The organism is uncultured Planococcus sp., assembly GCF_947501725.1.
Taxonomy (GTDB): Bacteria; Bacillota; Bacilli; order Bacillales_A; family Planococcaceae; genus Planococcus; species Planococcus donghaensis_C.
The window spans coordinates 260,448-286,723 of the sequence record NZ_CANMXD010000003.1 but is presented as its reverse complement, the minus strand read 5'-3'; the positions used below and the strand labels follow the sequence as shown (position 1 = coordinate 286,723).

26 protein-coding genes are annotated in these 26,276 nt (G+C 45.7%); 20 read left to right on the top strand and 6 right to left on the bottom strand.

Annotated features, from left to right (window positions below):
- Nucleotides 1–81: 81 nt before the first annotated feature.
- Nucleotides 82–375 (top strand): hypothetical protein, encoded by a 294-nt coding sequence (locus Q0785_RS05990; protein ID WP_223634191.1) that lies wholly within the window; start codon nt 82–84, stop codon nt 373–375.
- A 156-nt stretch (nt 376–531) separates the two neighbouring features.
- Here Q0785_RS05990 and Q0785_RS05985 read toward each other — a convergent pair whose 3' ends face one another.
- Together Q0785_RS05985 and aceB are read right to left on the bottom strand one after the other, a co-directional pair.
- Nucleotides 532–660 carry a YhfH family protein gene (locus Q0785_RS05985; RefSeq protein ID WP_298827008.1) on the bottom strand — a complete coding sequence of 43 codons (129 nt, stop codon included), beginning with the start codon at nt 658–660 and terminating at the stop codon, nt 532–534.
- Between the two features lie 19 nt (nt 661–679).
- Entirely contained in the window at nt 680–2,281 is a 1,602-nt protein-coding gene (gene aceB, locus Q0785_RS05980; RefSeq protein ID WP_298827007.1) for a malate synthase A, read from the bottom strand.
- Between the two features lie 212 nt (nt 2,282–2,493).
- Between aceB and Q0785_RS05975 the strand changes: the two genes are divergently transcribed.
- On the top strand, nt 2,494–3,144 hold the full coding sequence (locus tag Q0785_RS05975) for a LytTR family DNA-binding domain-containing protein (RefSeq protein WP_298827006.1): 651 nt from the start codon (nt 2,494–2,496) through the stop codon (nt 3,142–3,144).
- A 55-nt stretch (nt 3,145–3,199) separates the two neighbouring features.
- Here Q0785_RS05975 and Q0785_RS05970 read toward each other — a convergent pair whose 3' ends face one another.
- On the bottom strand, nt 3,200–4,564 hold the full coding sequence (locus Q0785_RS05970; RefSeq protein ID WP_298827005.1) for an FAD-linked oxidase C-terminal domain-containing protein: 1,365 nt from the start codon (nt 4,562–4,564) through the stop codon (nt 3,200–3,202).
- 101 nt (nt 4,565–4,665) lie between these two features.
- Between Q0785_RS05970 and Q0785_RS05965 the strand changes: the two genes are divergently transcribed.
- The 7 genes from Q0785_RS05965 to Q0785_RS05935 all read left to right on the top strand — a co-directional run bounded on the left by Q0785_RS05965 (nt 4,666) and on the right by Q0785_RS05935 (nt 11,251).
- A complete protein-coding gene (locus Q0785_RS05965) occupies nt 4,666–5,688 on the top strand; it encodes a DctP family TRAP transporter solute-binding subunit (RefSeq protein ID WP_298827002.1) in 1,023 nt (340 codons plus the stop codon).
- Nucleotides 5,689–5,892: 204 nt separating this feature from the next.
- The gene (locus tag Q0785_RS05960) at nt 5,893–6,558 is read left to right on the top strand and encodes a GntR family transcriptional regulator (RefSeq protein ID WP_298826999.1); all 666 of its coding nucleotides are present in this window, start codon (nt 5,893–5,895) and stop codon (nt 6,556–6,558) included.
- Entirely contained in the window at nt 6,555–7,583 is a 1,029-nt protein-coding gene (locus Q0785_RS05955; RefSeq protein WP_223634165.1) for a DctP family TRAP transporter solute-binding subunit, read from the top strand. Before Q0785_RS05960 ends, Q0785_RS05955 begins: the two co-directional genes overlap by 4 nt.
- 128 nt (nt 7,584–7,711) lie before the next feature.
- The gene (locus Q0785_RS05950) at nt 7,712–8,206 is read left to right on the top strand and encodes a TRAP transporter small permease (RefSeq protein WP_223634163.1); all 495 of its coding nucleotides are present in this window, start codon (nt 7,712–7,714) and stop codon (nt 8,204–8,206) included.
- Entirely contained in the window at nt 8,203–9,492 is a 1,290-nt protein-coding gene (locus tag Q0785_RS05945; RefSeq protein WP_298826985.1) for a TRAP transporter large permease, read from the top strand. Before Q0785_RS05950 ends, Q0785_RS05945 begins: the two co-directional genes overlap by 4 nt.
- A 33-nt stretch (nt 9,493–9,525) precedes the next feature.
- Nucleotides 9,526–10,683, top strand: a complete 1,158-nt coding sequence (locus Q0785_RS05940; protein WP_298826982.1) for an aminotransferase class I/II-fold pyridoxal phosphate-dependent enzyme — start codon at nt 9,526–9,528, stop codon at nt 10,681–10,683.
- A gap of 73 nt (nt 10,684–10,756) precedes the next feature.
- Complete coding sequence (locus Q0785_RS05935; RefSeq protein WP_298826979.1) at nt 10,757–11,251, top strand: cupin domain-containing protein; 495 nt, start codon at nt 10,757–10,759, stop codon at nt 11,249–11,251.
- Nucleotides 11,252–11,335: 84 nt separating this feature from the next.
- On the opposite strand, the gene Q0785_RS05930 is transcribed toward Q0785_RS05935, so the two are convergent.
- Nucleotides 11,336–12,184, bottom strand: coding sequence for an N-acyl homoserine lactonase family protein (locus tag Q0785_RS05930; protein ID WP_223634155.1), 849 nt, complete (start codon nt 12,182–12,184; stop codon nt 11,336–11,338).
- Nucleotides 12,185–12,300: 116 nt separating this feature from the next.
- Nucleotides 12,301–13,665, bottom strand: a complete 1,365-nt coding sequence (locus Q0785_RS05925) for an aspartate kinase (RefSeq protein ID WP_298826973.1) — start codon at nt 13,663–13,665, stop codon at nt 12,301–12,303.
- 127 nt (nt 13,666–13,792) lie between these two features.
- Here Q0785_RS05925 and Q0785_RS05920 point away from each other — a divergent pair, with 127 nt between their 5' ends.
- From Q0785_RS05920 to thrB, 3 genes are read left to right on the top strand one after another with little or no spacing between them, the layout of a single operon-like run.
- Complete coding sequence (locus Q0785_RS05920; RefSeq protein WP_298826970.1) at nt 13,793–15,085, top strand: homoserine dehydrogenase; 1,293 nt, start codon at nt 13,793–13,795, stop codon at nt 15,083–15,085.
- Nucleotides 15,082–16,143 carry a threonine synthase gene (gene thrC, locus Q0785_RS05915; protein WP_298826967.1) on the top strand — a complete coding sequence of 354 codons (1,062 nt, stop codon included), beginning with the start codon at nt 15,082–15,084 and terminating at the stop codon, nt 16,141–16,143. The genes Q0785_RS05920 and thrC overlap by 4 nt, the downstream gene beginning before the upstream one ends.
- Nucleotides 16,140–17,045, top strand: coding sequence for a homoserine kinase (gene thrB / locus Q0785_RS05910; protein WP_298826964.1), 906 nt, complete (start codon nt 16,140–16,142; stop codon nt 17,043–17,045). Before thrC ends, thrB begins: the two co-directional genes overlap by 4 nt.
- A gap of 64 nt (nt 17,046–17,109) precedes the next feature.
- Here thrB and Q0785_RS05905 read toward each other — a convergent pair whose 3' ends face one another.
- The gene (locus Q0785_RS05905; RefSeq protein ID WP_298826961.1) at nt 17,110–18,534 is read right to left on the bottom strand and encodes an NAD-dependent succinate-semialdehyde dehydrogenase; all 1,425 of its coding nucleotides are present in this window, start codon (nt 18,532–18,534) and stop codon (nt 17,110–17,112) included.
- Between the two features lie 329 nt (nt 18,535–18,863).
- Between Q0785_RS05905 and Q0785_RS05900 the strand changes: the two genes are divergently transcribed.
- The 8 genes from Q0785_RS05900 to Q0785_RS05865 all read left to right on the top strand — a co-directional run bounded on the left by Q0785_RS05900 (nt 18,864) and on the right by Q0785_RS05865 (nt 26,124).
- A complete protein-coding gene (locus Q0785_RS05900; protein WP_223634138.1) occupies nt 18,864–20,060 on the top strand; it encodes a hypothetical protein in 1,197 nt (398 codons plus the stop codon).
- 18 nt (nt 20,061–20,078) lie between these two features.
- Nucleotides 20,079–21,254 carry an amidohydrolase gene (locus tag Q0785_RS05895; protein ID WP_298826956.1) on the top strand — a complete coding sequence of 392 codons (1,176 nt, stop codon included), beginning with the start codon at nt 20,079–20,081 and terminating at the stop codon, nt 21,252–21,254.
- Nucleotides 21,255–21,282: 28 nt separating this feature from the next.
- Nucleotides 21,283–22,584: a M20 family metallo-hydrolase gene (locus Q0785_RS05890; RefSeq protein ID WP_298827326.1), complete on the top strand. Its 1,302-nt coding sequence runs from the start codon at nt 21,283–21,285 to the stop codon at nt 22,582–22,584.
- A 252-nt stretch (nt 22,585–22,836) separates the two neighbouring features.
- Nucleotides 22,837–23,136, top strand: a complete 300-nt coding sequence (locus Q0785_RS05885) for a replication/maintenance protein RepL (RefSeq protein WP_298826953.1) — start codon at nt 22,837–22,839, stop codon at nt 23,134–23,136.
- A gap of 437 nt (nt 23,137–23,573) precedes the next feature.
- Complete coding sequence (locus Q0785_RS05880; RefSeq protein WP_298826950.1) at nt 23,574–24,203, top strand: capsule biosynthesis protein CapA; 630 nt, start codon at nt 23,574–23,576, stop codon at nt 24,201–24,203.
- Nucleotides 24,204–24,231: 28 nt separating this feature from the next.
- Complete coding sequence (locus Q0785_RS05875) at nt 24,232–25,242, top strand: GNAT family N-acetyltransferase (RefSeq protein ID WP_298826948.1); 1,011 nt, start codon at nt 24,232–24,234, stop codon at nt 25,240–25,242.
- 53 nt (nt 25,243–25,295) lie between these two features.
- On the top strand, nt 25,296–25,772 hold the full coding sequence (locus tag Q0785_RS05870; protein ID WP_298826945.1) for a hypothetical protein: 477 nt from the start codon (nt 25,296–25,298) through the stop codon (nt 25,770–25,772).
- Between the two features lie 28 nt (nt 25,773–25,800).
- Nucleotides 25,801–26,124 carry an MGMT family protein gene (locus Q0785_RS05865; protein ID WP_298826942.1) on the top strand — a complete coding sequence of 108 codons (324 nt, stop codon included), beginning with the start codon at nt 25,801–25,803 and terminating at the stop codon, nt 26,122–26,124.
- Nucleotides 26,125–26,276: the final 152 nt, after the last annotated feature.

Here is a 26,276-nt window from a genome sequence, read left to right as displayed (position 1 = left end):
AATGGCAAATGCAGGTTTATGGATTTTCCTCTGCAGGGTATAGAAGCAGAAGTGAATGATTAAGTTACTGGAGGTTTTATAATGGAAAAGCAGCGCATCACAGTCGGTTACGTCGAATTGACACAGGAAGAGTCGGACCGGCTATTCGAAGAAGTAAAGAAAGACAAAGATATTGAAAACTATAAAGAGCTTCAGGGGTTGATGGATGATTATGATTCAGTGATCATTGAACCCGAAGCACGTCCACTCGACGAAATCCTCGATGGAGACGAAGCAACCGATGAGCCCGAACAAGGCGGAACCCGCTATATTGAGGTTTTCAATAAACTCGAAGAGGATACCCGTTATCGTTTCAAATCATCCAATCAGGAATAATTCAACCGCCCGGGTTCGCTTGGGCGGTTTTGTTATGGAACGATGCCTGAGGAGGATTTTATGAATTCGAGCGTTAATTCCCTGACACATGAAACATTTCCCGGATCAACAAAAAAAGGACAACCCATAACGGGTCATCCTTTCTTCAAAACTATTCTATTCTTCTGTATGTCCGATGCAGCGTTCGCATTCATAGATGATCGATTCGCGTTGCTCTTTGATTTCGCATCCGCATTCCCGGCATTCCTTTTTTGAACGAGTCCCATAAGTTTGTGTGTTTTTCATAATGATCTCCTCCAATAGTTTAGTTTAGTATTTCGTACCCAGGCAGTGTCAGGAATTCAGCAAAATCACTTTGCAAGGTAAGGTTCGTAAACAACTCGCGGGCTTCCGCGTAATTTCCGGATGAGTATCTTTCTTCGCCGACCGCTTGTTGAATCTTGGCGGCTTCTTCTTCGATGACTTCATGGAATAACGGAATATCGATTTTTCGGCCGTCATCCAAAATTCCTTTCGGATGGCGAATCCATTGCCACACTTGAGAACGTGAAATTTCAGCAGTCGCGGCGTCTTCCATCAGATTATTGATGGGAGCGGCACCGTTTCCTGACAACCAGGAAGCAATGTATTGGATGCCAACTGAAATATTGGAGCGTAAGCCTTCTTCGGTGATCGTACCCGTCGGAACTTCAACCAATTGTTCAGCAGTTACCTGGACATCTTCCCGTTTCTTATCGATTTGGTTAGGAGTTGGCATATGTTCGTCAAATTGTTCCATAGCAATCGCGACCATTCCAGGATGTGCTACCCACGTGCCATCGTGGCCGTCAACCGCTTCACGGCGTTTGTCTTCCGCGACTTTTTGGAACGCTGCAGCATTGGCTTCGTCGTTTCCTTTTACCGGAATTTGTGCAGCCATGCCGCCGAGTGCTGGTGCATTGCGCTTATGACAAGTCTTGATGCAGAGTTGGGTATAAGCGCGCATGAACGGAACAGTCATCGTCACCTGTGAGCGATCCGGGAAAATGTATTCCGGAAGGTTGCGCATCCGCTTGATGACACTGAAGATATAATCCCAGCGACCGCAATTGAGGCCGGCAGAATGATCACGCAATTCGTAAAGGATTTCATCCATTTCAAATGCAGCAAGGATGGTTTCGATCAATACCGTGGCACGAATCGTGCCTTGTGGAATTTCCAGTTCATCTTGTGCAAAGATGAAAACATCGTTCCAGAGGCGTGCTTCCAAATGGCTTTCCAATTTGGGAAGGTAGAAATAAGGGCCAGTACCACGGTCGATCAATTCCTTCGCGTTATGGAAGAAGTATAACCCGAAGTCGACAAGACTTCCGGAAATCGGCTGTCCGTTAATGTGGATATTCTTTTCCATCAGGTGCCATCCGCGTGGGCGAACCATGAGAACAGCCGTCTTTTCATTCAATGCATATTTTTTGCCGGTTTCTGGAGCTTCAAAGTCAATTTGGCGGCGAACTGCATCACGCAAGTTCACCTGGCCGTCAATGACGTTGAACCAATTGGGTGCAGTGGCATCTTCCAGGTCTGCCATAAACATTTTAGCTCCTGAATTCAAGGCATTGATCAACATTTTTCGGTTGGTCGGCCCCGTGATTTCCACGCGTCTGTCTTTCATGTCCTCCGGAAGAGGTGCGATGGTCCAATTATTTTTTCGGATATGCTTAGTCTCAGGCAGGAAGTCGAGTTTCTTTCCTCCATCGATTTCCTTTTGGCGTGCTTGGCGCTTTTCCAGAAGTTTGACTCGGCGCTGATCGAAGTTATTATGCAATTTTTCAATGAAGTCCAAGGCTTCAGGAGTTAAAATAGTCTCCATTCCCGGTACTTCTTCACCTTTTATAGTCACAGTAGATTTTGTCAACAAACAAATCATCCCTTTCTGAGAAAAAAGTTTTAAGCAACTGTATTAATACAGTTTGTTTTGATGTATATTAATATATAACAGAAAATTCTAACTGTCTTGCAAACAGGACGAAAGGGAGTATTAAGCGACGAAGACAGTTATTTGGCGATAAAGCTCGAGGGGAGAGTTATCCGCTGCTGATCTGTATAGGAGAACAACACATTTGGAAGGGGAGTCAGGGTATGGAGAACAGTATGTTGGAGCAGATGGGGTTTATCATTGGGGATTGGATTCCGAAAGAAGCATCGATTGCAATCGCGCTTGAAGGCAGCTACACCTACTATAAAGCGGGGGTGCATGACCTGCAGATTCAGGAAGGCCAACCAGTGCTCCCTGGCAGTATCGCAGCGCGTGCCAAAAAGGAAGGACAGCGGATCGAGATGTTCGTCGAGGAGTCGATTTTGGGTACAGCCTATTATGGCATCGGTTATCCCATTCGGCTTGGTGATAAAGAAGGGGTGTTGGTGATCATCCTGCCGCCCGATTATCTGGTCCGCAAGAAACAGCCGATCCGGTTTCTGACAGGCAAAATCGATGAAGCATGGCGGCCGGTCCCGGTGGATATGGTTTCCCATATTGAAAGCAGCCAGAAGAAAACCTGGTTTTATACGGATAACGAAACCTATTGCTCCATCCATACGCTGAAAAATTTGAAGCATCAATTGCCGGACAGCTTCCTGCCGATCCATCGTTCCTATATCGTAAATATCAATTATATAGAAGAGATCTCCCGGGACATTGCATCGAATTATCAATTGACGCTTAGGGACGGCTCGATTTTGCCGGTCAGCCAAAACTATACGGCGAGTGTCAGGGAACGGCTTGGATTTTAAAGCTTTCTAACATAGAAATAAAAGCCAGCTGAGGTTTCTGCTCCTCAGCTGGCTTTTATTTGAATATTTTCCCTGGGTTCAGCAGGTTGTCGGGGTCCAGCATGCGCTTCATGTTTTTCATGACCGCTATAGCGGCGCCATGTTCGGCATCCTGATATTTCATTTTGCCGAGGCCTACCCCGTGCTCGCCTGTGCACGTGCCCTCCAGCTCAATGGCGCGATAGGCGAGTTTTTCGTTGATCTTTTCCGCAGCAAGTTTTTGAACGGGATCTTTGGCATCATAAGAAATTGTAGTGTGGAAGTTGCCGTCTCCAATATGCCCTAAAGCGCCACCTTCGAGTCCGCTTTCTGCAATAAGTTCAAGAGCGAAATCAATCAGTTCCGGAAGTTTTGAAATCGGCACGCAGACATCGCCGCCGGTGACCGTCATCCCGGCTTGATGCCTGAAGGCGTAAGCCATTTCATGGCGGGCTTTCCAGATCAACGCCCGTTCTTCTGAATCTGCCGCAACACGCCAGTTTTCAGCATTCATATCGTGAAGCAATTCTTGGGCTAAGGCAGCTTCTTCCTCGACTGCACTCTTCATGCCGGCAAATTCAAAAAAGAGGGAATGCTTTTCGGGCAATCCATACTTTCCAAAGGCATTCACTTTTCCGATGCTGTAGGCGTCCACAAATTCCATGCGCTGTACAGGAATGCCGCTCAGAAGGATCATATGGGCTGCTTCTGCACATTCATGGGGCGTTTCAAAGGTGCAGCTGGCAGCGATCGTGTGTTCCGGAATCCCGTGAAGCTTTAAGGTGATTTCTGTAATAAGGCCGAGCGTTCCTTCAGACCCGGTGAACAAGCCGGTTAAATGATAGCCGGAGGAAGATTTCTTCGCTTTTGTTCCAGTATGCAGCAGCGTGCCGTCTGCCAGCACCACCTCTAAATCGATGATTTGATCGCGCATGACGCCGTAGCGGACAGCGGTAGTTCCGCTGGCATTATTGGCGGCCATTCCGCCGATGGAGGCATCTGCACCGGGATCGACCGGAAATTGCAGGCCATGCCGGTTGATGATGCTGTTCAACTGCAGGCGCGTGATGCCCGGCTGAACAGTGACCAATAAATCTTCCGGTGAAAATTTCACCACTTGATTCATGCGTTCAAAGTTGAGTGAGATTCCCCCTTTTACAGGTATGGCTTGGCCTTCCAGTCCGGAACCGATGCCGAATGGCGTGACGGGGATGGATGCCTCACGTGCAATTCCCATAATGGCCACTACGTCTTCTGTCGATTCCGGGAAGCAGACGATTTGAGGCTCTACAGGCGTATGTTCAGATTCATCATGGCTATGCCTGTATAATTCACTGACGCTGGTCGAATATTGATCTGCTTTTAAAGTGTTTTGCAATTGGGTGATCCAGTGATTTGTCATGTAGATAGAACTCCTTTATATAAAAATACTAACTGATAGCTGCAGGTTTAACTTAAATTCAAATGCGGGTAAAGAAGTTAAAATGTTAACAGGAGGAAGCTATGAAAAAACTGATTGTTTTTGCATTGATTCTACTGATTCTGTTGGCAGCCTGTGGACGGCCCGATGATCAATCCACTTCGACGGAACAAGGGGAAGGGGAAGAAACGTACACCATCCGAATGGCTTATCTGGTGCCTGAAGAGCATTCCGCCCACATCCAATCCCTGAAGTTCAAAGAAAAGTTGGAACAGGAGTCTGACGGGCGGCTGATTGTCGAGCTGTATCCGAATGGCCAATTATATGGATCGGATCGTGAAGCCATTGAAGCTGTGCAGCTGGGAAATCTGGAAATGACGATTCCGGCAGTGGCTCCATTAGCTTCGTTCAATGACAAGTTTCTGGTTTTCGATTTGCCGTTTCTGTTTAATGACTATGAAGCAGCTTACAGCGCATTGGATGGAGATCTTGGCCAGGAATTGTTGGACAGCTTGGAGGAAAGCGATTTGAAAGGTTTGGTATTCGGCGAAAATGGATTCCGCCACGTTTCCAATAATGAACAGCCGATCGAGTCGCCAGCGGATATGGAAGGGCTGAAATTGCGCACCTTAGAAAATCCGCTGCATACGGATACGTTTAAAGCATTCGGCGCCAATGCCTCACCATTTGCTTTCGGTGAGCTGTATACAGCTTTGCAGCAGGGAACTTACGATGCCATGGAATGTCCGATTTCACTGTACTATACAAATAAATTTTACGAGGTCCAGGATTATTTGACCTTGACCGGCCATGTCTATGCAGCTGCAATCGTTCTGGCCAATAATGATTTCTACGACAGTCTGCCATCAGATCTTCAGGAATTGGTCATGGAAGCTTCCGAGGAATTCCGGGACGAACAGCGCACACTTGCCCAGCAGCAGGATGTGGAATTCCTGGAGCAGCTGAAAGCTGAAGGCATGCAGGTAAACGATTTGACAGCCGAACAGCGCAACGAATTCCGTCAGGCCGCGCAGTCTGTTTATGACAAATACGAAAGCCAGATCGGCAAAGATCTGATTGACCGCGCATTAGCGGCAAATGAATAAGCAAGGATTTAAACCAGGGATCAGTTCCTGGTTTTTTGTCAGTTTCGTCTCTTTATTCTACAGAAATGTAATCAGCCTATAGCAAAAATAACGCATGAAGTTGTTAGAAAATTGTAATTCTTACTATACAAACGAATCTGTCTATTCTATACTTTCTGTATACAGTATACACTGTATGAACTAAATATGTAGAGAGGAGGAATTATGGAGAAAATCATAAAACAAGCCACGCTGGCAGATCAGGCATATGAGTATATCAAGAAAATGATCATTACCGGAAAGCTGAAACCTGGGCAGGAGCTGCCTGAAGAAAAGTTGGCTCTGGAGCTTGGAATCAGTCGGACGCCGTTGCGGGAAGCGTTGAAGAGACTGGCTGTTGATGCGCTTATCGAGTTGAGGAAGCCGAGGCCTGCAATAGTGGCAGCCTTTACTTTCCAGGATGTAAAAGAAATTATGGAGCTTCGCAGACTGCTGGAAATCTACGGACTTGAAAATTTGTCGAAAGCAGATCAACAGCCTGTCATGCAGGAACTAAAAAAAAACATCAAACGCCAATTTCAGGCAGTGAAGACGCAAAATGTCGTGGAATTTATGGATCTGGACCAGGAATTCCATTCTTTCTTATACCAGAACCATGGCAATAATCGCTTGAAAGAAATGATCAAAGGCATCAATAGCGGCGGCAGCAGAGCATTTTTGCTGTTATCTGATACGGCAGCCGACAGTGCTAAGAAAGCGTATGGTGAACATCTATCCATTATTCAGGCAATTGAAGAAGGAGATATGGGCAAAGCCAAGCAGCAGCTGGCAATCCATTTGGACAATATCGAAAATCGGCTGCTGAAATACATCACACAGGAGGAACTATGAAAAAACTACTCGGACTACTTTTTATCACATTAATTTTCCTATCAGCCTGCGGAAGACCGGACAGCGGAACAACGACAACTGAAGAAGGGGAAACGGGTGAAGATACTTATACAATCCGTCTTGCCCACCTGGTGCCTGAGGAACAATCTTCACATATCGCAGCAGTGGCCTTTAAGGAAAAACTGGAAGCGGAGTCAGACGGCCGCCTAACGGTTGAACTGTATCCGAATGGCCAATTGTACGGATCAGACCGGGAAGCGATTGAAGCAGTTCAACTGGGCAATGTCGAAATGACGATTCCAGCTGTAGCAGCAATGGCTTCATTCAATGAGAAATTCCAAGTGTTTGACCTGCCTTTCCTATTCAATAACAACGAAGCCGCTTATCGTGCGCTGGATGGAGATCTCGGCCAGGAACTGATGGCGGATCTTGAAAACAACGGCATGAAAGGCCTGGTCTTCGGCGAGAATGGATTCCGCCATGTCTCCAATAACAGAGGACCGATTGAAACCCCGGAAGATATGGAAGGACTCAAGATGCGCACATTGGAAAGCCCATTGCATACGGATACATTCAATGCTTTTGGAGCAAACGCTTCTCCGTTCGCATTTGGGGAACTTTACACAGCACTCCAACAAGGCACGTACGATGCAATGGATTGCCCGATTTCCCTTTATTACACAAACAAATTCTATGAAGTACAGGATTACCTGACATTGACAGGCCATGTATACGCAGCTACTGCGTTATTGGTGAACGATGATTTCTATAACGGCCTCCCGGAAGATCTTCAGGAACTGATGATGGAAGCTGCTGAAGAATTCCGGACGGAACAGCGCGAGTTGGCTCAGCAACAGGATGGAGAATTCTTGGATCAGCTGGAAGCGGAAGGCATGCAGATCAACGACTTGACGGATGAGCAGCGCAACCAATTCCGTGAAGCGGCTGAATCTGTTTATACGAAATACGAAGACCAGATTGGCAGAGATGTCATCGATCAAGCGTTGGCGGCAAATGAAGAATAAGTGAAAATGACAGTTGAAGAATCAAGGAAGAAATTCCTTGATTTTTCATTTTCAGCTGATTCGGCAATCAGTGAAAGAGAAAAATAGGCGAGTGGATAAACTTTCTCTTTAGGAAAGGAAGTGCATCAATGATCAAGAAATTCGAAAAGGCGGAAGAAGCATTTTTAGTCCTGACTTTAGTGGTGATGGTGGCGTTGATCTTCGGCCAGGTCGTCGGCCGCTATGTTTTTTCCAATGCACCCAGCTGGACAGAAGAGATGGCTCGCTATATACATATTTTCCAAGTGTGGATAGGAGCGAGTTATGCCGTAAAACTGCGGGAGCATATACGAGTGGAAGCTTTCATCACCCGGTTTAAAGGGTTGCCGAGAAAAGTTTTGGAAACCATCACTTTGGCAATTTGGTTTGGGATGGCGCTGTTTTTGGCGTATTTTGGAACAGACCTTGTCTTGAGCAGTATAGCCAATGGACAGGTCACTCCTGCAATGCAGCTGCCGATGTGGATTCCGTTTTTAGCAATCCCACTTGGCGGCATTGGGATGTGCATCAGACTTATCCAGCAATTGTTCAAAATCTGGAAAGGCGACTACGAGATGCATAAGGAAGGGGATCTTCCGGCATGACGATAGCTCTATTATTCGGAACTTTATTTATCTGTCTATTGATCGGTGTACCGATTGCAATTGCTTTAGGTGTCTCTGCCTTGACTGCCATCTATTTCGGCACGACCCTGCCGCTGAGCATCATCACTCAAAAAGCATTCACTTCATTGGATTCATTTCCATTGCTGGCGATTCCATTTTTCATGCTTGCGGGAATTCTTATGGGCAAAGGGGGCGTTTCCAAGCGTTTGCTGGCGTTCGCTTCTGCCTTGGTCGGTTGGATGACCGGTGGCTTGAGCATGGTGACCATCGTGGCTTGTATGTTTTTTGCCGCGATTTCAGGTTCAGGCCCGGCGACAGTTGCGGCAATCGGCGGCTTTATGATTCCGGCAATGATTGCGCGTAATTATGATGGTGGATTTGCATCTGCTGTTTCGGCCTCTGCGGGATCCATCGGTGTTATCATTCCGCCGAGTATACCCTTTGTCCTGTATGGTGTCATCGGAGGTGTCTCCGTCGGCAGCATGTTCCTGGCAGGCATCATACCTGGATTGATTATTGGATCCGGTCTGTTGCTCACAGCATATATCATTTCTAAAATACGCGGCTATAAACCGGAGCCCGGAGAAGCAATATCCATTGTATTCAAGGATGTCCTGAAAACCTTTTGGGATGCGAAATGGGCATTGCTGATTCCGGTCATCATCCTCGGTGGGATATACGGAGGCATCTTTTCTCCTACTGAAGCAGCCGTAGTAGCCGTAGTATATGCTATAATTATCGGCAAATTCGTTTATAAGGAATTGTCCTGGAAAGGACTTTATGAAAGCTTCAGGGAAGCAATCGTCATCAACGCCACCACGATGATCATCATCGGTTTATCGGTGTCGTTTGCGTACTTTATGACAATTGAACAGATTCCAGGTGAAATCTCCGATTACTTGACAGCATTGTCGACCAATCCATTGGTGATTCTGCTGGCCATCAACTTGCTGTTGCTGGTTGTGGGAATGTTCATCGATACCATTTCGGCATTGGTCGTCCTCACGCCTATTCTTTTGCCGATTGTGGTGACTGTGGGTGTGGATCCGGTTCATTTCGGTGTCATACTGGTAGCCAACCTGGCAATCGGCTTCGTGACACCACCGCTCGGTGTCAATCTGTTTGTGGCTTCAAGTGTGGGCGGAGTACGCTTTGAGCGCATCGCCTATGCCGTTTTGCCCTTCCTGTTGTCGATGATCGTTTGTTTGTTGATCATCACATTCATTCCGGCCTTGTCTTTATGGCTGCCGGGACTTTATGAATAACGAAGATTTATAAGTAGAGAAAGGTTGTCACTCATGAGCATTTCAATCAACAGCCGGATCGAGTCGATTCAAATTTCAGGCATCCGCCAGTTTTCAAATCAATTGATCGATTATCCGGAAGCTATTAATCTTACAATCGGACAGCCGGATTTCCCAACACCTGAGGCTGTCAAACAAGCGGGGATCGAAGCAATCAGAAACGATCAAACCAGCTATACACATAATGCGGGCTCACTTGAACTGCGGGCAGAAATCGCTTCTTTTTTCCGGGATTCATATGAATTGGACTTCGACCATAAAACCGAAATCATCGTCACTAATGGGGCAAGCGAAGGACTGGATTCTCTTTTCCGGGCGATTTTAGAGGAAGGTGATGAAGTCATCCTTCCTGCGCCGGCTTATCCGGGGTATGAGCCCATCATTAAGCTGTGTGGAGGAAAAGTAGTTTACCTGGACACGTCGGATACCGGCTTCCAACCAGATCCGCAGCGTCTGGAAAACTTGATCACCGACCGCACCAAAGCGGTCTTGATGAATTTCCCTTCGAATCCGACAGGTGTCACGATGGAGTCTGCCCAGCTTGAAAAGGTAGCTGCCGTGCTGGAGAAGCACGAAGTTTTCATCGTAACGGATGAAATTTACAGTGAAAATTCGTATGGCGAAAAGCATTCCACTTTTGCCCGTTTTCAAAAATTAAAACATCGGACATTTTTGGTCCACGGGCTGTCGAAATCGCATTCGATGACCGGCTGGAGAATCGGCTTTGTGCTGGGTCCGGAAATGTACATGAAGCATGTCTTGAAAGTCCATCAGTACAACGCCATCTGCGCTTCTGTCCCAAGCCAATTCGCTGCACTTGAAGCGGTGAAGAACCAGCGCCATATTCCTGCCGAAATGAATAAAGAATACATTCAGCGCAGAGATTTTGTATATGGACGGTTGACAGCGATGGGCATTGACGTGGTTCTGCCGAAAGGTGCCTTTTATATCTTTCCGTCCATTGAGAAATTCGGCATGACTTCTTTTGAATTCGCTACGCGTTTATTGAAAGAAGGGGGCGTGGCTGCAGTGCCTGGCTCTGCATTCACGAAGTACGGGGAAGGCTTTGTGCGGATTTCCTATGCCTATAGCATGAATGTCCTCGAAGAAGGAATGGACCGGTTGGAGAAATTCATCAATACGCTAGATTGATTTGCGAACTGGATAGATGATTAATCTATCCTCATCCGGGTAAAGTTCCTTAAACGATAAGGAGCTGACTTGCATGAAAAATCCGCAGTTTTATCAATTTGAAGATGACGGAGTGATTCCGAATAACCCATCGCTTGAAGTGATTGTGTATCCGGCTGCTTTCCAGGAAGATCCGGAAAGAATTGAAAAGGCCTTCAACAGCCATGAGTGGACAAACAGCTGGACCGGCGGTGTTTTCGAGTATCACCATTACCACAGCAATACACACGAAGTATTGGGGGTGCGCAGCGGTTCTGCAACTTTGCAGATCGGCGGCGAGAAAGGCGAGGCCTTAACTGTGGCAGCAGGGGACGTCTTGCTGCTGCCGGCAGGGACGGGGCATAAAAAGCTGGAAGCCAGTGATGACTTTGAGATAGTGGGTGCCTACCCTGGCGGTGTCGCCTATAACATGAAGACCGGTGAACCAGGCGAACGCCCTTATGTGCTGGAAGATATTCAAAACACACCATTGCCGAAAATGGATCCTGTCTATGGCAATCACGGACCTGTTATTGAGAAATGGACGTAAAACACATAAAAGCCCTTTGCCAGTCCTTGGCGAAGGGCTTTTGAGTTTTGGCGATTTATGCATCAAAACTCCATCGTGCTTGAATTACTCATAATAGCCTTCGGTCGATTTGCGGAAGGTCTTGAACTGATTGGCATCATGGCCGAACCAAACATCTGAATTGGTCTCCTTCGAGATTCTGCGGATTTTTTCAACGGCAGAAGTATAGCCGACGGAATCATAGAGAATGCCAGGCGGTTTGATCGGAGGGCCATAGCTTTCTGCTGTGTAAATGGCATCGGAAGCAAGGATGATTCCACCTGTTTCAGGAAGCTCGATTTGCAGCCCCAGCATGCCCCAAGCATGGCCGCTTCCGAAATTCAGGATTTTGATGCCTTCGGCAAGCTGCAAGCCATCTTCAGTCCGTTTGACGGTCTGCCATTGGAGGTTGTTCTTGATCCAGGCATCAATGTCACCCCAGATATAGGCGCCTTCCTTCATATTCCGGGCGTATGTCTGCAGTGCACCGTTCAGTTCATCTTCGTGGACGATGATGGTCGCATTGGTGAACAGCTCGAGACAGCCTGCATGATCCAAATGCAGATGGGAAGCGACCACATATTTGATATCTTCCGGACGAACGTTCAATTCCTCCAGACGATGATGCAAATAGCACTCCTCCGGCATGTCGATCGGAAACAGGGATTGTGTCACTTTCCCCCAGCGGCCTTCCGCACCCATTGAATTTGGATTGCAGGCCGTGTCGAACAGGATCTTGCCCTCGGGATGGTCGATCAAGACCGTATAGACCGGAAATGTCACCATCTCACTCGGTGGATTTGGATTCTGTACACTTGCTGGGTTGTGCATTGAAATCATGTAGTTCTTATCCATGCTTAATGTGCCATTATCCATTACATAAAGCTTTGGATTCGGCTTGATAATACCCGTCATCAATTTTCCCCCTCTCAGAATAATTCCATAATATCACAATTTTCAGAAAATAACATCAGCTACATAAAAAACTCCTGAGCGTTTGAGCCCAGGAGTTAAAAGATGGGGATAGCTGATTAATGAACCATAGCGGGCTCAAAGAATTCCTTGTATAATTCATTCAATATCTTTTGCTCATCTTCCTTGAGGATGCCGAAGACTAAGCTGACCTCAGAAGATCCCTGATTGATCATTTCAATGTTGACGCCTGTTCTGGCAAATGCATTTGCTGCGCGGGCAGTAAGGCCTTTTGTATTATTCATGCCTTCTCCAACCAAAACGATCATGGAGAAATCGCTGCGGATATGGACGTCGTCGGCCTGGAGCTCCGACTTTACACGGTCCACGATGCGCTGTTCCTTTTCAGCGGACAATTGATGGCTGCGCAAAATGACAGACAGATTATCGATGCCGGATGGGATATGTTCATAGGAAATCTCTTCATCTTCCAGTATTTGAAGAAGTCTGCGGCCGAAACCGATTTCGCGGTTCATCAAGTATTTACTGACGTACAATGTCGAGAAGCCGCTATCTGCTGAGATTCCTGTTACCGGGCGCAGCGAATGGTCGCGCTCTGCAACGATCATTGTACCGGGTGCTGCTGGATTATTGGTGTTGCGGATGCATAGCGGAACAGCCGCTTTGAAGACAGGCATAAGTGCTTCGTCATGCAATACAGCAAATCCGGCATACGAAAGTTCGCGCATTTCCCGGTAAGTCATCTGCTCGATTTCGACTGGGTTGTCGACGACACGCGGGTTGGCCGCAAATACACAGTCGACATCGGTGAAGTTTTCGTATAGCTCCGCTTTAATTGCAGCTGCCAGAATGGATCCGGTGATATCTGAGCCGCCGCGCTCGAAAGTCCGGAGCACGCCTTCTTTTGTATAGCCGAAAAAGCCGGGGAAGACGGTGATGGTTTCTTTATTGCGCAGATCTGCCAAACGTTCATAAGCTTCCGGAAGAGCTTGGGCACGCTCCGGCAATCCATTTACAAATAACCCGGCATCAAACGGATTGACGTATTCGGCAGTAAGACCGATGGAGGTCAGGTAAGCGGCAATCAATTTTGCAGAGTTATCTTCACCGCTCGCTTTAATCGAGTCTGCAAAAAGAGGGGGAGAACTTTTATCTGCTTGAAGGCGATTCAAGAGGTCTGTTTCGATGACTTCAATGATATCATTGCCCAACCCTAATCCATCAGCGATTTCCGAATATCTTCCTAAGACCTTGGCGAGAGCGGCATCAGTCGATTCTTCACGAAGTGCTGCTGCTGATAATTGGATGAGCAAATCGGTCACTTTTACGTCACCATCGAATCTTTTGCCTGGAGCAGAAACGACGACAATCCTGCGAGAAGGCTCTGCTCTAACGATTTCTGCCACTTTTTTTATCTGTTGTGCACTAGCTACTGAGGTACCGCCAAATTTGCTAACTTTCATCCAATCAAGTCCCATCTTTTTTAATAGTCTGTAAAAGGGTTGTTTTAAGTAAGATATAATACTATAATGTCCCTATGACAAAAACAGCTGTTTTTTCACAGTGTACACACCATGGGAGGAATCGTCAATGAAAAATGAAATTTCAATCGGATTATTAGGCCTTGGAACAGTGGGCAGCGGAGTTGCTAAAATCATCCAGCAGCATCAGCAGGATTTGCATCATAAATTAGGTGCCCAGGTTTCAATCCGGAAAGTACTGGTCAGAAATGCCAATAAGGACCGGCTTTCCAGTTTAGATCCGAGTGTTTTCACGACGGATATAGAAGAAATATTGAATGATTCTTCTCTCGATATCATCGTTGAAGTGATGGGCGGCATAGACGGTGCGAAATCAGCCATCGAAAAAGCGCTCAAATCCGGCAAGCAGGTCGTTACCGCCAATAAAGACGTGATGGCGGAATATGGCCATGATCTATTGAAACTTGCGGATGCCGAAAAATGTGATCTTTTCTATGAAGCAAGTGTCGCCGGCGGAGTGCCGATCATCCGCACATTGGAAGATGGTCTGGCATCAGACCGGATCTCCAGTTTGATGGGAATCGTCAACGGTACCACCAACTTCATCATGACAAAAATGAAACAAGAGAATATGACTTATGACGACGCATTGGCTGAAGCGACTGCACTTGGCTATGCTGAGGCAGACCCGTCATCGGATGTCGATGGCATCGATGCAGCACGGAAAATGGTCATCTTGTCTTCTCTGGCATTCTCGACAGAAGTCCACCTGGATGACGTCCTGGTCAGAGGCATGAAGGAAATTCGCGATGGCGATTTGGAGCTTGCGAATAAGTTCGGTTATACCATGAAAATGGTCGGTTCTTCAACTAAAGACGATGACGGAATCGAAGTTTCGGTAGAACCGATCTTCCTGGCAAACTCACATCCGCTGGCTTCTGTTAACAATGAATTCAACGCCGTGTACATATACGGTGATGCTGTAGGAGAGACGATGCTGTATGGTCCGGGAGCAGGATCTTTGCCGACGGCCACTTCAGTGGTCTCCGACATTATTGCAGCCTGCCGTAACCTGCAGCTTGGCGTCAACGGAAAACGTGCACATGCTGCACAACACGAACGTGTCATGAAACCGGAATCGAAACGGTTTGCAAAATACTGCCACCGCTTGTTGGTAAACGATGAAGTCGGTGTTTTATCGAAAATGACTTCCGTCTACAGCAAACACGGAGCAAGCATCCAATCGGTCATGCAATCGCCGGCACAGGATGATGGAAAAGCCGAATTGGTGTTGCTGACGCATCAGATTTCCCGACAGCAGCATTTGGATGTATTAAGTGAATTAGAAGGAACGGCGAGCGTCATCAGCCATTACCGCATAGAAGGAGAGGAAACAGCATGAGATGGCAAGGATTGATCGAAGAACATAAAGAATGGCTTCCAGTTACAGAAAACACCCCTTCACTGACGTTGCAGGAAGGCAATACGCCTTTGGTGCATTTGGAGAAACTATCGAAAGAATGGGGAATTGACCTCTATGTAAAACTGGAAGGTGCGAATCCGACCGGTTCTTTTAAAGACCGAGGCATGGTAATGGCTGTCGCCAAGGCCAAAGAAGAAGGCAAGACCGTATTGATTTGTGCTTCAACAGGCAATACCTCCGCTTCAGCAGCAGCTTATGGTGCAAGAGCGGGTATGCGGACCATCGTTGTCATTCCGGAAGGGCGCATCGCACTTGGGAAATTGGCGCAAGCCAAAATGTATGGAGCGGAAATTCTTGAAATCAAAGGAAACTTTGACGAAGCGCTGCAGATGGTGCGTGAAGTTGGTCAGGAAGCTGGCATCGCGCTAGTCAATTCCGTCAACCCTTACCGCCTTGAAGGCCAAAAAACCATTGCTTTTGAAGTGATCGACCAATTGGGCCAAGTACCGGATATCTTCGCTTTGCCGGTCGGGAATGCCGGGAACATTTCGGCATCCTGGAAAGGCTTTACCGAGTATGCTGAACGTACAGGCGAGAAGCGTCCGGTGTTGCTGGGTGTCCAAGCAGCCGGAGCAGCACCGATCGTCAATAATAAAGTTGTCGAAAATCCGGAAACGGTGGCGACAGCCATCCGTATCGGAAACCCGGCAAGCTGGCAGTTGGCACTCGATGCTTTGGATCAATCAGATGGCACGATTCTAGCGGCAACAGATGAAGAAATCCTGGAAGCCTACCAGTTACTGGCTTCAACTGAAGGGGTATTCGCTGAACCTGCGTCATGCGCTTCTATTGCGGGCATCAAAAAGCAGGTAGAGAATGGAATGTTGCCGAAAGGTTCGAAAGTGGTTGCTGTTCTGACAGGCAACGGACTGAAAGATCCTGAAACTGCGATTTCGGTTAATCAGCATAAAGCACTTCTTGTTCCGGAAGACATGGAACGTTTTTGGGAGGATCTTAAAAAAGGAGTGAAGATATGAGCTGGAAAGAATTTTCGGTGACCGTTCCTGCTTCAACGGCCAATCTGGGTCCTGGATTTGATTCGATCGGCTTGGCGTTGGACCTTCATATGTTCGTCCATGTTTTCCCGGCTGAAGAGTGGCTGGTCGAATACAAGGATCAAGGCTATCAGCAGATTGCAAGTGGCAACGACAATTTGATCGTTGCTACTGCGCAGTCAGTTGCGGATAAATACGGCCAACCACTTCCCACTGCGAAATTGGTTGTGGAGACAGAGATTCCATTAAGCAGAGGGCTTGGAAGCAGTGCATCTGCAATTGCTGCAGGAATTGAAATTGCGGATCGTTTAATCGGGTTAAAGCTGCCGATGAAAGAGAAGTTGAGAATCGGAACGGAAATGGAAGGCCATCCGGACAATATTTCGGCCTCACTTCTTGGCGGTTTGACAATTTCTTATTTTGATGAAGAAAATCTTGAAGTCGTCCATGTTCCAGAAGTGGAAATCGGCGTGGTGATCTTGGTTCCTCCTACAGAATTTCTGACTGCGGAATCACGGAACCTGCTTCCGGAAGCCCTAGCCCATAAAACAGCCATACGCGGCAGCGCTGCCGGAAATGTTGTGTCAGCCGCTTTAGCAAGAGGAGACTGGCGGACTGCAGGCCGGATGATGCAGAAAGATGTTTTTCATGAACCCTACCGGAAAGATAGATTTCCTGATTTTGATGCGATTCAACAAAGTTGCCTCGAGCTTGATGTCTTTGGTTCGGCCATCAGCGGCGCAGGGCCATCTTTGTTCATCGCGGTAGAAAAAGGCAGGGAAAAAGAGGTGGCCGCCCAATTGGCGGAGAAATTCCCACTTTATGAATGCATGGTTACAAGGCCCTCTTCCAAAGGGGTTAAAATTGGCGAAACAGTTGTATGAACAAGAAAAAGCGATCCGGATTTTCCGGATCGCTTTTTTCTCGTTTTAACATGCGGATTTTACCTTATAGCTTTATAGAAATGTATTTGGTTTCCAGGAATGCTTCTAAGCCTTCCTGTCCGCCTTCGCGGCCTACACCACTTTCTTTCATACCGCCGAATGGAGCTTGGGCTGTTGAAGGGGCACCATCATTCCAGCCGACAATTCCGTAATCCAGGTTTTCGGATAAGTAAGTGCCGCGGGACATGCTTTCAGTGAAGAAGTAGGCTGCTAGGCCGAAACGGGTGTCATTTGCGAGCTTGACCGCTTCTTCATCCGTTTCAAAAGACATGATTGGAGCTACAGGGCCGAATGTCTCTTCATTCATGACCAGCATATCTGAAGTGGCGTTGACTAACACGGTAGGATTATAGAAATAGGCATTGTTCTCGGAACGGCCATCTCCACCTACCAATACTTTCGCTCCTTTTTCGACAGCATCATTGACATGATTTTCGACTTTTTCATAGCCGTCTTTATCAACCAACGGCCCGATCTGGACGCCTTCATCCAGCCCATTGCCGACTTTCAGGTTGCCTGCAGCTTGCTGGAGTTTCTGGGAAAATTCCTCGACGATGCTTTGCTGGACGTAAATCCGATTGCCGCAGACACAGGTCTGCCCGGCATTCCGGAATTTCGATGCCATGACACCTTCAACTGCCAGCTCCATATTGGCATCCTCCAAAACGATGATCGGTGCGTGTCCTCCAAGTTCAAGAGACAGGTTCAACATGGTTTCAGAAGCCTGCTTCATCAATTCCTTGCCGATTTCAGTAGAGCCTGTGAATGTCAGTTTGCGGACGTCCGGATGGCTGGTGAAAACCTTGCCGATTTTACTTGCGCTGCCGGTCACCAAGTTGATGACGCCTTTAGGGAAGCCTGCCTCAATGGCGAGCTCGTACATCTTGACTGCAGTCAACGGCGTCATTTTTGCAGGCTTGGCTACAAATGTACAACCCGCAGCAAGGGCAGGAGCCATTTTTCTGGCCATCATGGCTGCTGGGAAGTTCCAAGGTGTAATGGAGACCACAACGCCGACGGGCTGTTTGTTGACCTGAATCCGTTTGCCGTCTTTGCTTGCCGGAATTGTACGGCCATACACGCGCTTGCCTTCTTCTGCAAACCAGGAGACGAATGAAGCTGAATATTCGATTTCCCCAATGGCTTCAGCCAGTGGTTTCCCCATTTCCTTCGTCAGGATTTCACCTATTTCTTCTTTGTGTTCAAGAAGAAGATCATGCCATTTCATCAAAAGCTCAGCACGATGATAAGCTGTCGTTTTTGACCATTCCGGGAAAGCCGCAGCCGCTGCCTCGATTGCTGCAGTAGCTTCCTGTTCACCGCCGTTGGGCACTGAACCTACGACTTCACCTGTTGCCGGATTCATCACTTCTATTTTTCCATCACCTGTATCGGTCCACTCGCCGTTGATATAATGTCTGCCATCCATTTGTTTGAATCCTCCTTTTGATTTTCGCTTATCCTAATAAATACCTCTAATGGATGAGGGATAAACGTTGCGAACCAATTGAAGGGCCGGCAGTTCGTAAAATGGACATATTTCAGAAAGTATAGATTGATATGCAATATATAGGCGTTGGAATCGTTTTCATAAAACATGAATCATTATTCAATTTAATATTATTTCAAAATAGTCGTTTTATTCTATTTATTAGCTTCCGATAGTGTGCTACTATTGCATCATTAAAAAAACACTCTTTGTAAAGCTTTGATTTCAATAGCTTATTAGTAATCAGGAAGAAAAGGGAGGAAATGGAAATGGCTCAAATGCTGGCGTTAACGATTTTGATTTTTGTATTGTTTATTGGCGAAGCAGTTTCAACCCGCACCAAAGCGTGGATTCCTTCGATATTTATCAGTGGAGTCCTGTTCCTGCTGGGATACTGGACGTTCTTTCCTCCTGAAATTGTCGCGATTGCAGGTATTCCGCCGGCAGTAGCAGTAATGCTCATTTATCTATTGATCACCAATATGGGAACGCTTTTGTCGCTGGAAGAATTAAAAAATCAATGGAGAACCATCCTGATTGCCATATCCGGTATTTTAGGAATTATTGCTGCATTGTTCAGTATCGGAATCCTGCTGTTCGACTTTGAAACGGTAGTGGTTGCGATACCGCCATTGGTTGGCGGACTGGTTTCTGCGCTGATCATGTCGGAAGGGGCAACTGCTGCTGGACTCCCGACTCTGGCTGTTTTTGCGATCGTCATTTATGTGGTCCAAGGATTTGCAGGCTATCCGCTGACTTCGATCATGCTGAAAAAAGAAGGCCAAAATCTGTTGGCTAAATACAGAAATAATGAACTGACTGCGAAGCAATTGCCTGGCGAACAAAAAGGGACGACCGGCAAGACCGTAAAAGAGCCGCGTATGTTTGCCAATATGCCGGATAAATATAACACCGATTTCTTCAAATTTTTCCGTCTTGCATTGGTCGGTTACCTTGCGTATCTGACATCTGTCCTTGCAGCGCCAGTAGTGGAAATCAGCCCGTTTGTCCTATGTCTACTGTTCGGTGTAATCGGGCGCAGCATCGGTTTCCTGGAGCGCCATCCGCTGCAGAAAGCGAACGGATTCGGATTTGCGATCATGGGGTTGCTGCTATATATTTTCGATGGCTTGAAAAATGCCACTCCGAGCATGATGCTGGAAATCCTCTACCCGCTTATCGGCTGTATCGTCATCGGTGTTGCAGGAATGTATATCTTTTCATTCATCATCGGCAAACTGCTTAAAGTCAGCAAAGAAATGGCATTTGCGGTTTCCCTGACAGCTTTGTATGGTTTCCCAGCCGATTATATCATCACCGTGGAAGTCATCAATTCCTTGACGAAAGACGAAGAAGAACGTGAAGTGCTGACCAGCCATATGCTGCCTCCGATGCTGGTCGCAGGATTTATCACCGTTACGATTGTTTCTGTTATATTGGCAGGCATATTTGTCGGCTTCCTATAGAACTGGAGGAAATTCATCATGATTAACCAAACCATAAAAAACGCTATCAAAGAAAACAACGAAGAAATGATTCAAATCCGCCGCAAGCTACACAGCGAGCCGGAACTGTCATGGGAGGAGTTTCAAACTTCCCAATTTGTCTATGATTACTTAACGGAACTTGGCATTGAAGCGCGTAAGACAGAACCGACTGGTGTAATCGGAGAGCTGAAAGGCGGAAAAGAAGGCAAGACCGTCGCATTGCGAGCTGATATGGATGCTTTGTCTGTGGAAGAGTTGAATGTGGATCTACCTTATAAGTCAAAAGAACTTGGAAAAATGCATGCCTGTGGACACGATGCGCATACATCCATGCTTTTAGCTGCAGCTAAAGCTTTGGTCAGTGTAAAAGATGAAATTCCAGGAAATGTCCGGTTTATTTTCCAACCTGCAGAAGAAGTGGCGACTGGTGCGAAAGCGATGGTCGAACAAGGAGCAGTGGCAGGTGTTGATGATGTGTTCGGCATCCATATCTGGTCTCAAAGCCCGTCGAATACAGTTGCCTGCAACCCGGGCGCTTCATTTGCTTCAGCAGATATTTTCAAAGTGCATTTCAAGGGGCAGGGCGGACACGGAGCAATTCCGCAAGCCTGCATCGATGCAGCCATCATCGCTTCTTCATTCGTCATGAATCTGCAGTCTGTCGTGTCGCGTACCATCGATCCCCAGCAGGCGGCGGTTGTGACTGTCGGGAAGATGATCGTCGGAACCCGCTTTAATATCATTGCTGAAAATGCGGAGATTGAAGGTACGGTAAGATGCTTTGATCCTGCGACCCGTGACCATATCGAAAGCCAGCTTCAAGTCTATGCTGACAACACGGCTGCCATATATGGAGGTTCTGCTGAAGTCGAGTATATACGAGGGACACAGGCAGTCATCAATGGAACAGAAAGTGCGCAGTTGGTCCAGCAAGTAGCCAGCGAAGCGTTCGGTGAAAATTCCATTTATGATGAAAAGCCGACAATGGGCGGAGAAGACTTTTCGTTTTATCTGGATGAAGTTCCCGGCAGCTTTGCATTGGTGGGCAGCGGAAATTCCGATAAAGATACACAATGGGCACATCATCATGGCAAGTTCAATATTGATGAAGATGCAATGGCAACAGGCGCAGAGCTCTATGCACAATATGCCTGGTCGTTTTTAACCAAGTAATGAAGCGCGATTAAAAAAGGAGGAAATCATACCCGTGAATAATGATAATCCTTTATACGAAGAGTTGATGAAAGACTATGATACTGCACTCGACCATTCAGGAATCAATGGAGAGCGGATTGCAAAACGGCTTTATGAATTGTCCCAAATCGGATTCGTACAGGTCGGAGGCGTAAAAAGGCCAGGATTTTCGGATGAAGAAAAAGCGGCAAAAGAGCTTGTGAAAAAATGGATGGCCGAAGCCGGGTTGTTGGTGAAGGAAGACGGAGCCGGCAATATCATGGCAAGGCTGGAAGGGAAATCCAACGTAGCGGCGATTGCCTCCGGCTCCCATGTGGACAGTGTGCCGAATGGAGGGAATTTTGACGGTCCTCTGGGCGTTTTGTCTGCTTTGGAAGTTGCAGAATCATGGAAAGAGATCGGCTATCTTCCTGAGAAGCCTTATGAAGTCATTGTCTTCTCTGATGAAGAAGGATCCCGCTTTAATAGCGGATTAACGGGCAGCCAGGCAATGACAGGTGCAATCACTGAGCAGGAGATGGCGCAGCTCAGAGACTATAACGGAGAAACCTTGGAGCAGGTATTGGCTCACTACGGCAGTACACTAGATGCTTTTAAAACGGCTAAACGGGATTTAAGTGAATTGGAACTATTTGTGGAAGTTCATATTGAACAAGGCAAAAAGTTGGAAAAGGCAGATCAGCCGGTGGGGATTGTAAATGGAATTGCAGGTCCCGCCTGGCTCGAAGTGGAATTTGTCGGAGAAGCGGGACACGCAGGGAACACGCCTATGATTGGAAGAAAAGACTCGTTGGTAACAGCAGCGGAATTCCTGCAAACAATCCCTGAATTTCCAAAAACGGTCAGTGATACTGCAGTAGCGACGGTCGGAAAATTAGAGGTTTTTCCTAATGGAGCGAATGTCATCCCTGAAAAAGTGAAACTGCTTGTCGATATTCGGGATATAAATGAAGAACCGAGAGACCGCCTCATCGATCAATTGGTCGAGCAGGCAGAAAAGATTGCGGCGAAAAACGATATTCAGTTGAACAGTAAGTTGAACACGCGTATTCAACCGGTGCCGATTGCGGAAGAACTCCAAGAGCGTTTGGCGGCTTCCCTGGAAAAATTCGGAATTTCCCCAACCTATATTCCAAGTGGAGCGGGACATGATGCTATGAACTTGGGCCGTTTTATTCCGGTGGCTATGCTCTTTGTCAGAAGTAAGGATGGCATTAGCCATAATCCGAAAGAATGGTCGTCTCTGAATGATTGCGTCACCGGCATCCATGTACTCAAGGATTTTGTTGAAGACGCGATGAATCGATAAAATAGAAGTGTACGTTGCATTTAAATGAAACAGGAAAAGAAATACTCTTTTCCTGTTTTTTGCTGTCTTCAATAGATTTTAAAGTAGATTTTAAACCTAACTTTAATCGGGAAATAAAATCCTTATAATGGATAATTAAAATTAAATTTGGAATTATCAGTATTAATTGAAATAGAGTGACTATTTTTAAAGAGAAAGGGTATAGGAAGAGTAAGTACCTATCAAAGGGCTGCAATTTTTGGAGGTGGTTAGATGAAAGTAATGGAAAATCGAGTGCATAATAGAACGAGAAATTTTTCGGAAGAAAAGATTTTAAACGAATGCCGTGAATATTTTTCATCCGAAACTGAAAAAACAGCAGAAATTGGTGAAAGGTTTATACGTTATTTTTTAAAGAACGCGTCTTCAGAAGGTGTGCTTTTCAAAACCATCAAAGAAATTACAACAGATATTACTATTTCACACCAAACTTTAACGAAAGTATTAAAAACGCTCGAATCGAAGCAAATCATTTACCGTAGAAACGGCATTATCGGTTTGTGGAAAGATTAACGGCGAAAGGCATCTCTCAATTTATTGAGAGATGCCTTTTTTTATTGGTTAAAAGTAGAGAAGGCATGGAAAAGATTGATCTATAAGTGCCGAGTAAAAAGGCTTTTTTCAATGTGGAATAAAAGCTCCAACTACTTATTTGTTATGGGAAGAACAAGTCTTAAGAATCAGTATTTCTACTCACATATAAGGGTAATAATGCCTAAACATAAGGATATAAATATAAAAAAATTTAACTGCATAGTCTAAGTGCTTATATTTTTTCTGAATAATTTAAAAAATATCCTTAAAAGTGTAGATTGAACCAATGATTTATGATATAAATGAACTATAATAATCTGAATTTTTAGAAATAATTTCAAAAAAACCATCTGTTTTAAGCGAAGGAGGAGAGGTTTGTGAATAATAAGCAAGTTGTATTGCCCTTATTGAAGAACTTGAAAAAACAAATTCGCTTCACAATTGGACTCATCCTTCTTTTGATGCTGGCAGTATGGGCTGTTTTTGTTTTTATTATCGAACCTGAGCACCAAGTATCCAGCCAATTGCTTATCCAAGAATCAGTGCCAGCGATCCCGCGCCTGGCTGCAGAAAAAAACCAGGTAGATTTTCAAACTTTAGAAGCATATGCAGCCTTTATCGAAAGTCCAGAAGTACTGGAGCGGGTAAGGGGAAACCTTGGATTAAAAATGTCCATCTCCCAACTTCGGGAGCGGGTGGAGATAAGTTATTCCGGTCATTCACCGGTGTTAACAATCCTTGTTTCTTCTGGCAGTACCCAACAGGCAATTGAAATTGCTGATGCATTGGCATTCACTTTTCAGAATGAGGTGAAAAATTCATTAAAAGCGGACAATGTCACGATTATTTCGCTGGCATCTTCGCAGGATGGAAGTATAAATCCGAGTGGAAATGAGCTGCTGTCCGCTCTGATGATAGCAGCGGTTTGTGGATTAGTTTTCAGCATTTTTTCAGCATTCGGCATCACTGCATTAAAAACAGCTGCCAATGCAAAAAAAAGAAAGATACGAAAAAAAGAGAATCAGTTGCAGACAGTGTTTAAGTGATTTTCTAGGTGAAGCAGGGGTGGAAAGCATGTACGAGCTAATATCAATACAAGAACATAGTCGTTGGCAACGGATTCTTGATATTTTGAAGATATCGGATATTTACTATACGAGCCAATATTTTCTATCGGCTTTGAAATTAGATCCGGGAGAAGCTTTGCTTTTCTATTACAAGGATGAAGATGGCGAAGTTGCCTATCCTTTCATCAAAAGGCGTATAAGCGATGAAAACACCCCTTACTTTGACGTTACGACTCCCTTCGGTTATGGAGGTCCTATATTAAAAGCAGGGAAAAATCATTCCAAACTGGCAGCCAATTTTCGAAAAGCTTTTGTTGAGTATTGTCAGAGTGAAAAGATTATTGCTGAATATATACGTTTTCATCCTCTCAAAGAAAATGCCCAGTTTTTCAAAGATCACCTGAAACTCTCTCCATTGTATGAAACTTTTACAATCAAACTGAAAGATTATTTCACTTCCACCACAAAAAAACAGTCGCCCACTGGACAAGCTGAAAAGGATTTGGATTTAGTGGTCAAAAAACTTGGAACGGTTCGGCATATGTTTGAATTTTTGGTGTTGTATTATTCAGCAGCAAGAAGAAGGGAAGAGGCAGACAGCTATTATTTTTTCACCAATGATTATTTTGAGACATTGATCAGTTCCATGGGGCCTAATCTACATTTATTTGGGGCTTACCACGAAAACAAATTGGTTTCAGCATGCTATGTTCTTGCTATGGGGGATACGATCTATTACCATCTCGAGGGAAGTTTATCCGAAGTGGAAAGTGAAAATACGCTCCGAACCCTTCTGCTGAAAATTGCTGAGTGGGGAGAAGAAAATTATTATACTTTCTTCCACTTAGGTGGAGACTTTCAAGGGGAAGCAAATAAAGATACTCAGATAAAAAGAGGAATCGCTAATTGTGAACCCGCTGTTTTTTCTATCGGTCAGCAAATCCATGACTTGCATGCCTATCACAATATGGGGTCTTTTGAAGACGAAGATATCATACGAAGATATAGAAATATTTGATGGAACAGGATGGAAGAGCATAAAAATCGTGATTATTCCGGGGAGGTATACTAATGAGATACATGCAGTATAAAGGTGTGGTAGAAAGAGAATACAAAAAATCATTGAGAAAAATCATGTATGAAATTTGTGTAGTAGAAGGGTTGAATGCTTCCCTGGGAGCAAAAAAGCTGGGAGTTGCGAAAGAGATTTTTGTTTTTTGGAGAAGTTTCTATCGTTTGGATAAGAACCAGCAATTGTTTGACCAAGCAGTCGATAATATGGAACAAATGAAGTTCCTTTATTTAAATGAAGCGAAGGGCATTGATTTATCTCGTCCCTTGCAGCATCAAAATGAACAATCACTTCAAGGTCTTGAAGAATTGATTGCCCATATGATAGAGTATTATAAATGCAAACACGCTGAAAGTGGTGGTCTTGCAATAGATGCAGGAAAGTTGCCATTATATGAATTTGCGCAGGAACTTCTTGAAGAGTATAAAACCGGCAGCTTACTAGCCGAAGTGGAAAACCTGAAGAAAAAAGCGTAATTGAAAGTTTTCAGAATGGATGGAATGGATGCAGAATTTTACTGAAAGAGCATTAACGATTATAAAGCAGATTCCTGCTGGCAGAATTATGACTTACGGACAAGTTGCTGCGGCTGCTGGAAGTCCCCGGGCAGCCAGGCAAGTGACAAGGATTCTACACAGCATGAGTGCAAAGTACAACTTGCCTTGGCACCGAATCGTAAATGTTCAAGGCCGCATTGCCCTTTTAGATGAAGAATCCCGATCTTTCCAAAGAGAGATGCTGCAGGCCGAAGGTGTAGAAGTGGATTCGAATGATCAAATCGATTTAAATCGTTTTCGCTTCGATCCAGAGAAGGATGTACATTGTTGAAAAACCCTTAATAGGGGTTTTTTTTATTGGTTATCAAGTAGTGGGAATTGTACTTGCCTGCATAATGAGAAGAAGTGAGATCTTCTCAGGGAAAGAATGGAAAGAACATAGTTTGCAGTTTAAATGTTTACTGGTTTGGAGCACTAGGGTAT

Excerpts from the sequence above, each read along its gene's own strand:
- Q0785_RS05975 (WP_298827006.1), top strand. The coding sequence starts at position 2,494 with ATGGAGAACAGTATGTTGGAGCAGATGGGGTTTATCATTGGGGATTGG.
- Q0785_RS05865 (WP_298826942.1), top strand. The coding sequence starts at position 25,801 with ATGCAGAATTTTACTGAAAGAGCATTAACGATTATAAAGCAGATTCCT.
- Q0785_RS05900 (WP_223634138.1), top strand. The coding sequence starts at position 18,864 with ATGGCTCAAATGCTGGCGTTAACGATTTTGATTTTTGTATTGTTTATT.
- Q0785_RS05955 (WP_223634165.1), top strand. The coding sequence starts at position 6,555 with ATGAAAAAACTACTCGGACTACTTTTTATCACATTAATTTTCCTATCA.
- thrB (WP_298826964.1), top strand. The coding sequence starts at position 16,140 with ATGAGCTGGAAAGAATTTTCGGTGACCGTTCCTGCTTCAACGGCCAAT.
- Q0785_RS05940 (WP_298826982.1), top strand. The coding sequence starts at position 9,526 with ATGAGCATTTCAATCAACAGCCGGATCGAGTCGATTCAAATTTCAGGC.
- Q0785_RS05945 (WP_298826985.1), top strand. The coding sequence starts at position 8,203 with ATGACGATAGCTCTATTATTCGGAACTTTATTTATCTGTCTATTGATC.
- thrC (WP_298826967.1), top strand. The coding sequence starts at position 15,082 with ATGAGATGGCAAGGATTGATCGAAGAACATAAAGAATGGCTTCCAGTT.
- Q0785_RS05985 (WP_298827008.1), bottom strand. The coding sequence starts at position 660 with ATGAAAAACACACAAACTTATGGGACTCGTTCAAAAAAGGAATGCCGG.
- Q0785_RS05925 (WP_298826973.1), bottom strand. The coding sequence starts at position 13,665 with ATGAAAGTTAGCAAATTTGGCGGTACCTCAGTAGCTAGTGCACAACAG.
- Q0785_RS05970 (WP_298827005.1), bottom strand. The coding sequence starts at position 4,564 with ATGACAAATCACTGGATCACCCAATTGCAAAACACTTTAAAAGCAGAT.
- Q0785_RS05875 (WP_298826948.1), top strand. The coding sequence starts at position 24,232 with ATGTACGAGCTAATATCAATACAAGAACATAGTCGTTGGCAACGGATT.
- Q0785_RS05930 (WP_223634155.1), bottom strand. The coding sequence starts at position 12,184 with ATGACGGGTATTATCAAGCCGAATCCAAAGCTTTATGTAATGGATAAT.
- Q0785_RS05965 (WP_298827002.1), top strand. The coding sequence starts at position 4,666 with ATGAAAAAACTGATTGTTTTTGCATTGATTCTACTGATTCTGTTGGCA.
- Q0785_RS05990 (WP_223634191.1), top strand. The coding sequence starts at position 82 with ATGGAAAAGCAGCGCATCACAGTCGGTTACGTCGAATTGACACAGGAA.
- Q0785_RS05935 (WP_298826979.1), top strand. The coding sequence starts at position 10,757 with ATGAAAAATCCGCAGTTTTATCAATTTGAAGATGACGGAGTGATTCCG.
- Q0785_RS05870 (WP_298826945.1), top strand. The coding sequence starts at position 25,296 with ATGAGATACATGCAGTATAAAGGTGTGGTAGAAAGAGAATACAAAAAA.
- Q0785_RS05885 (WP_298826953.1), top strand. The coding sequence starts at position 22,837 with ATGAAAGTAATGGAAAATCGAGTGCATAATAGAACGAGAAATTTTTCG.
- Q0785_RS05895 (WP_298826956.1), top strand. The coding sequence starts at position 20,079 with ATGATTAACCAAACCATAAAAAACGCTATCAAAGAAAACAACGAAGAA.
- Q0785_RS05905 (WP_298826961.1), bottom strand. The coding sequence starts at position 18,534 with ATGGATGGCAGACATTATATCAACGGCGAGTGGACCGATACAGGTGAT.
- Q0785_RS05920 (WP_298826970.1), top strand. The coding sequence starts at position 13,793 with ATGAAAAATGAAATTTCAATCGGATTATTAGGCCTTGGAACAGTGGGC.
- Q0785_RS05950 (WP_223634163.1), top strand. The coding sequence starts at position 7,712 with ATGATCAAGAAATTCGAAAAGGCGGAAGAAGCATTTTTAGTCCTGACT.
- Q0785_RS05960 (WP_298826999.1), top strand. The coding sequence starts at position 5,893 with ATGGAGAAAATCATAAAACAAGCCACGCTGGCAGATCAGGCATATGAG.
- aceB (WP_298827007.1), bottom strand. The coding sequence starts at position 2,281 with ATGATTTGTTTGTTGACAAAATCTACTGTGACTATAAAAGGTGAAGAA.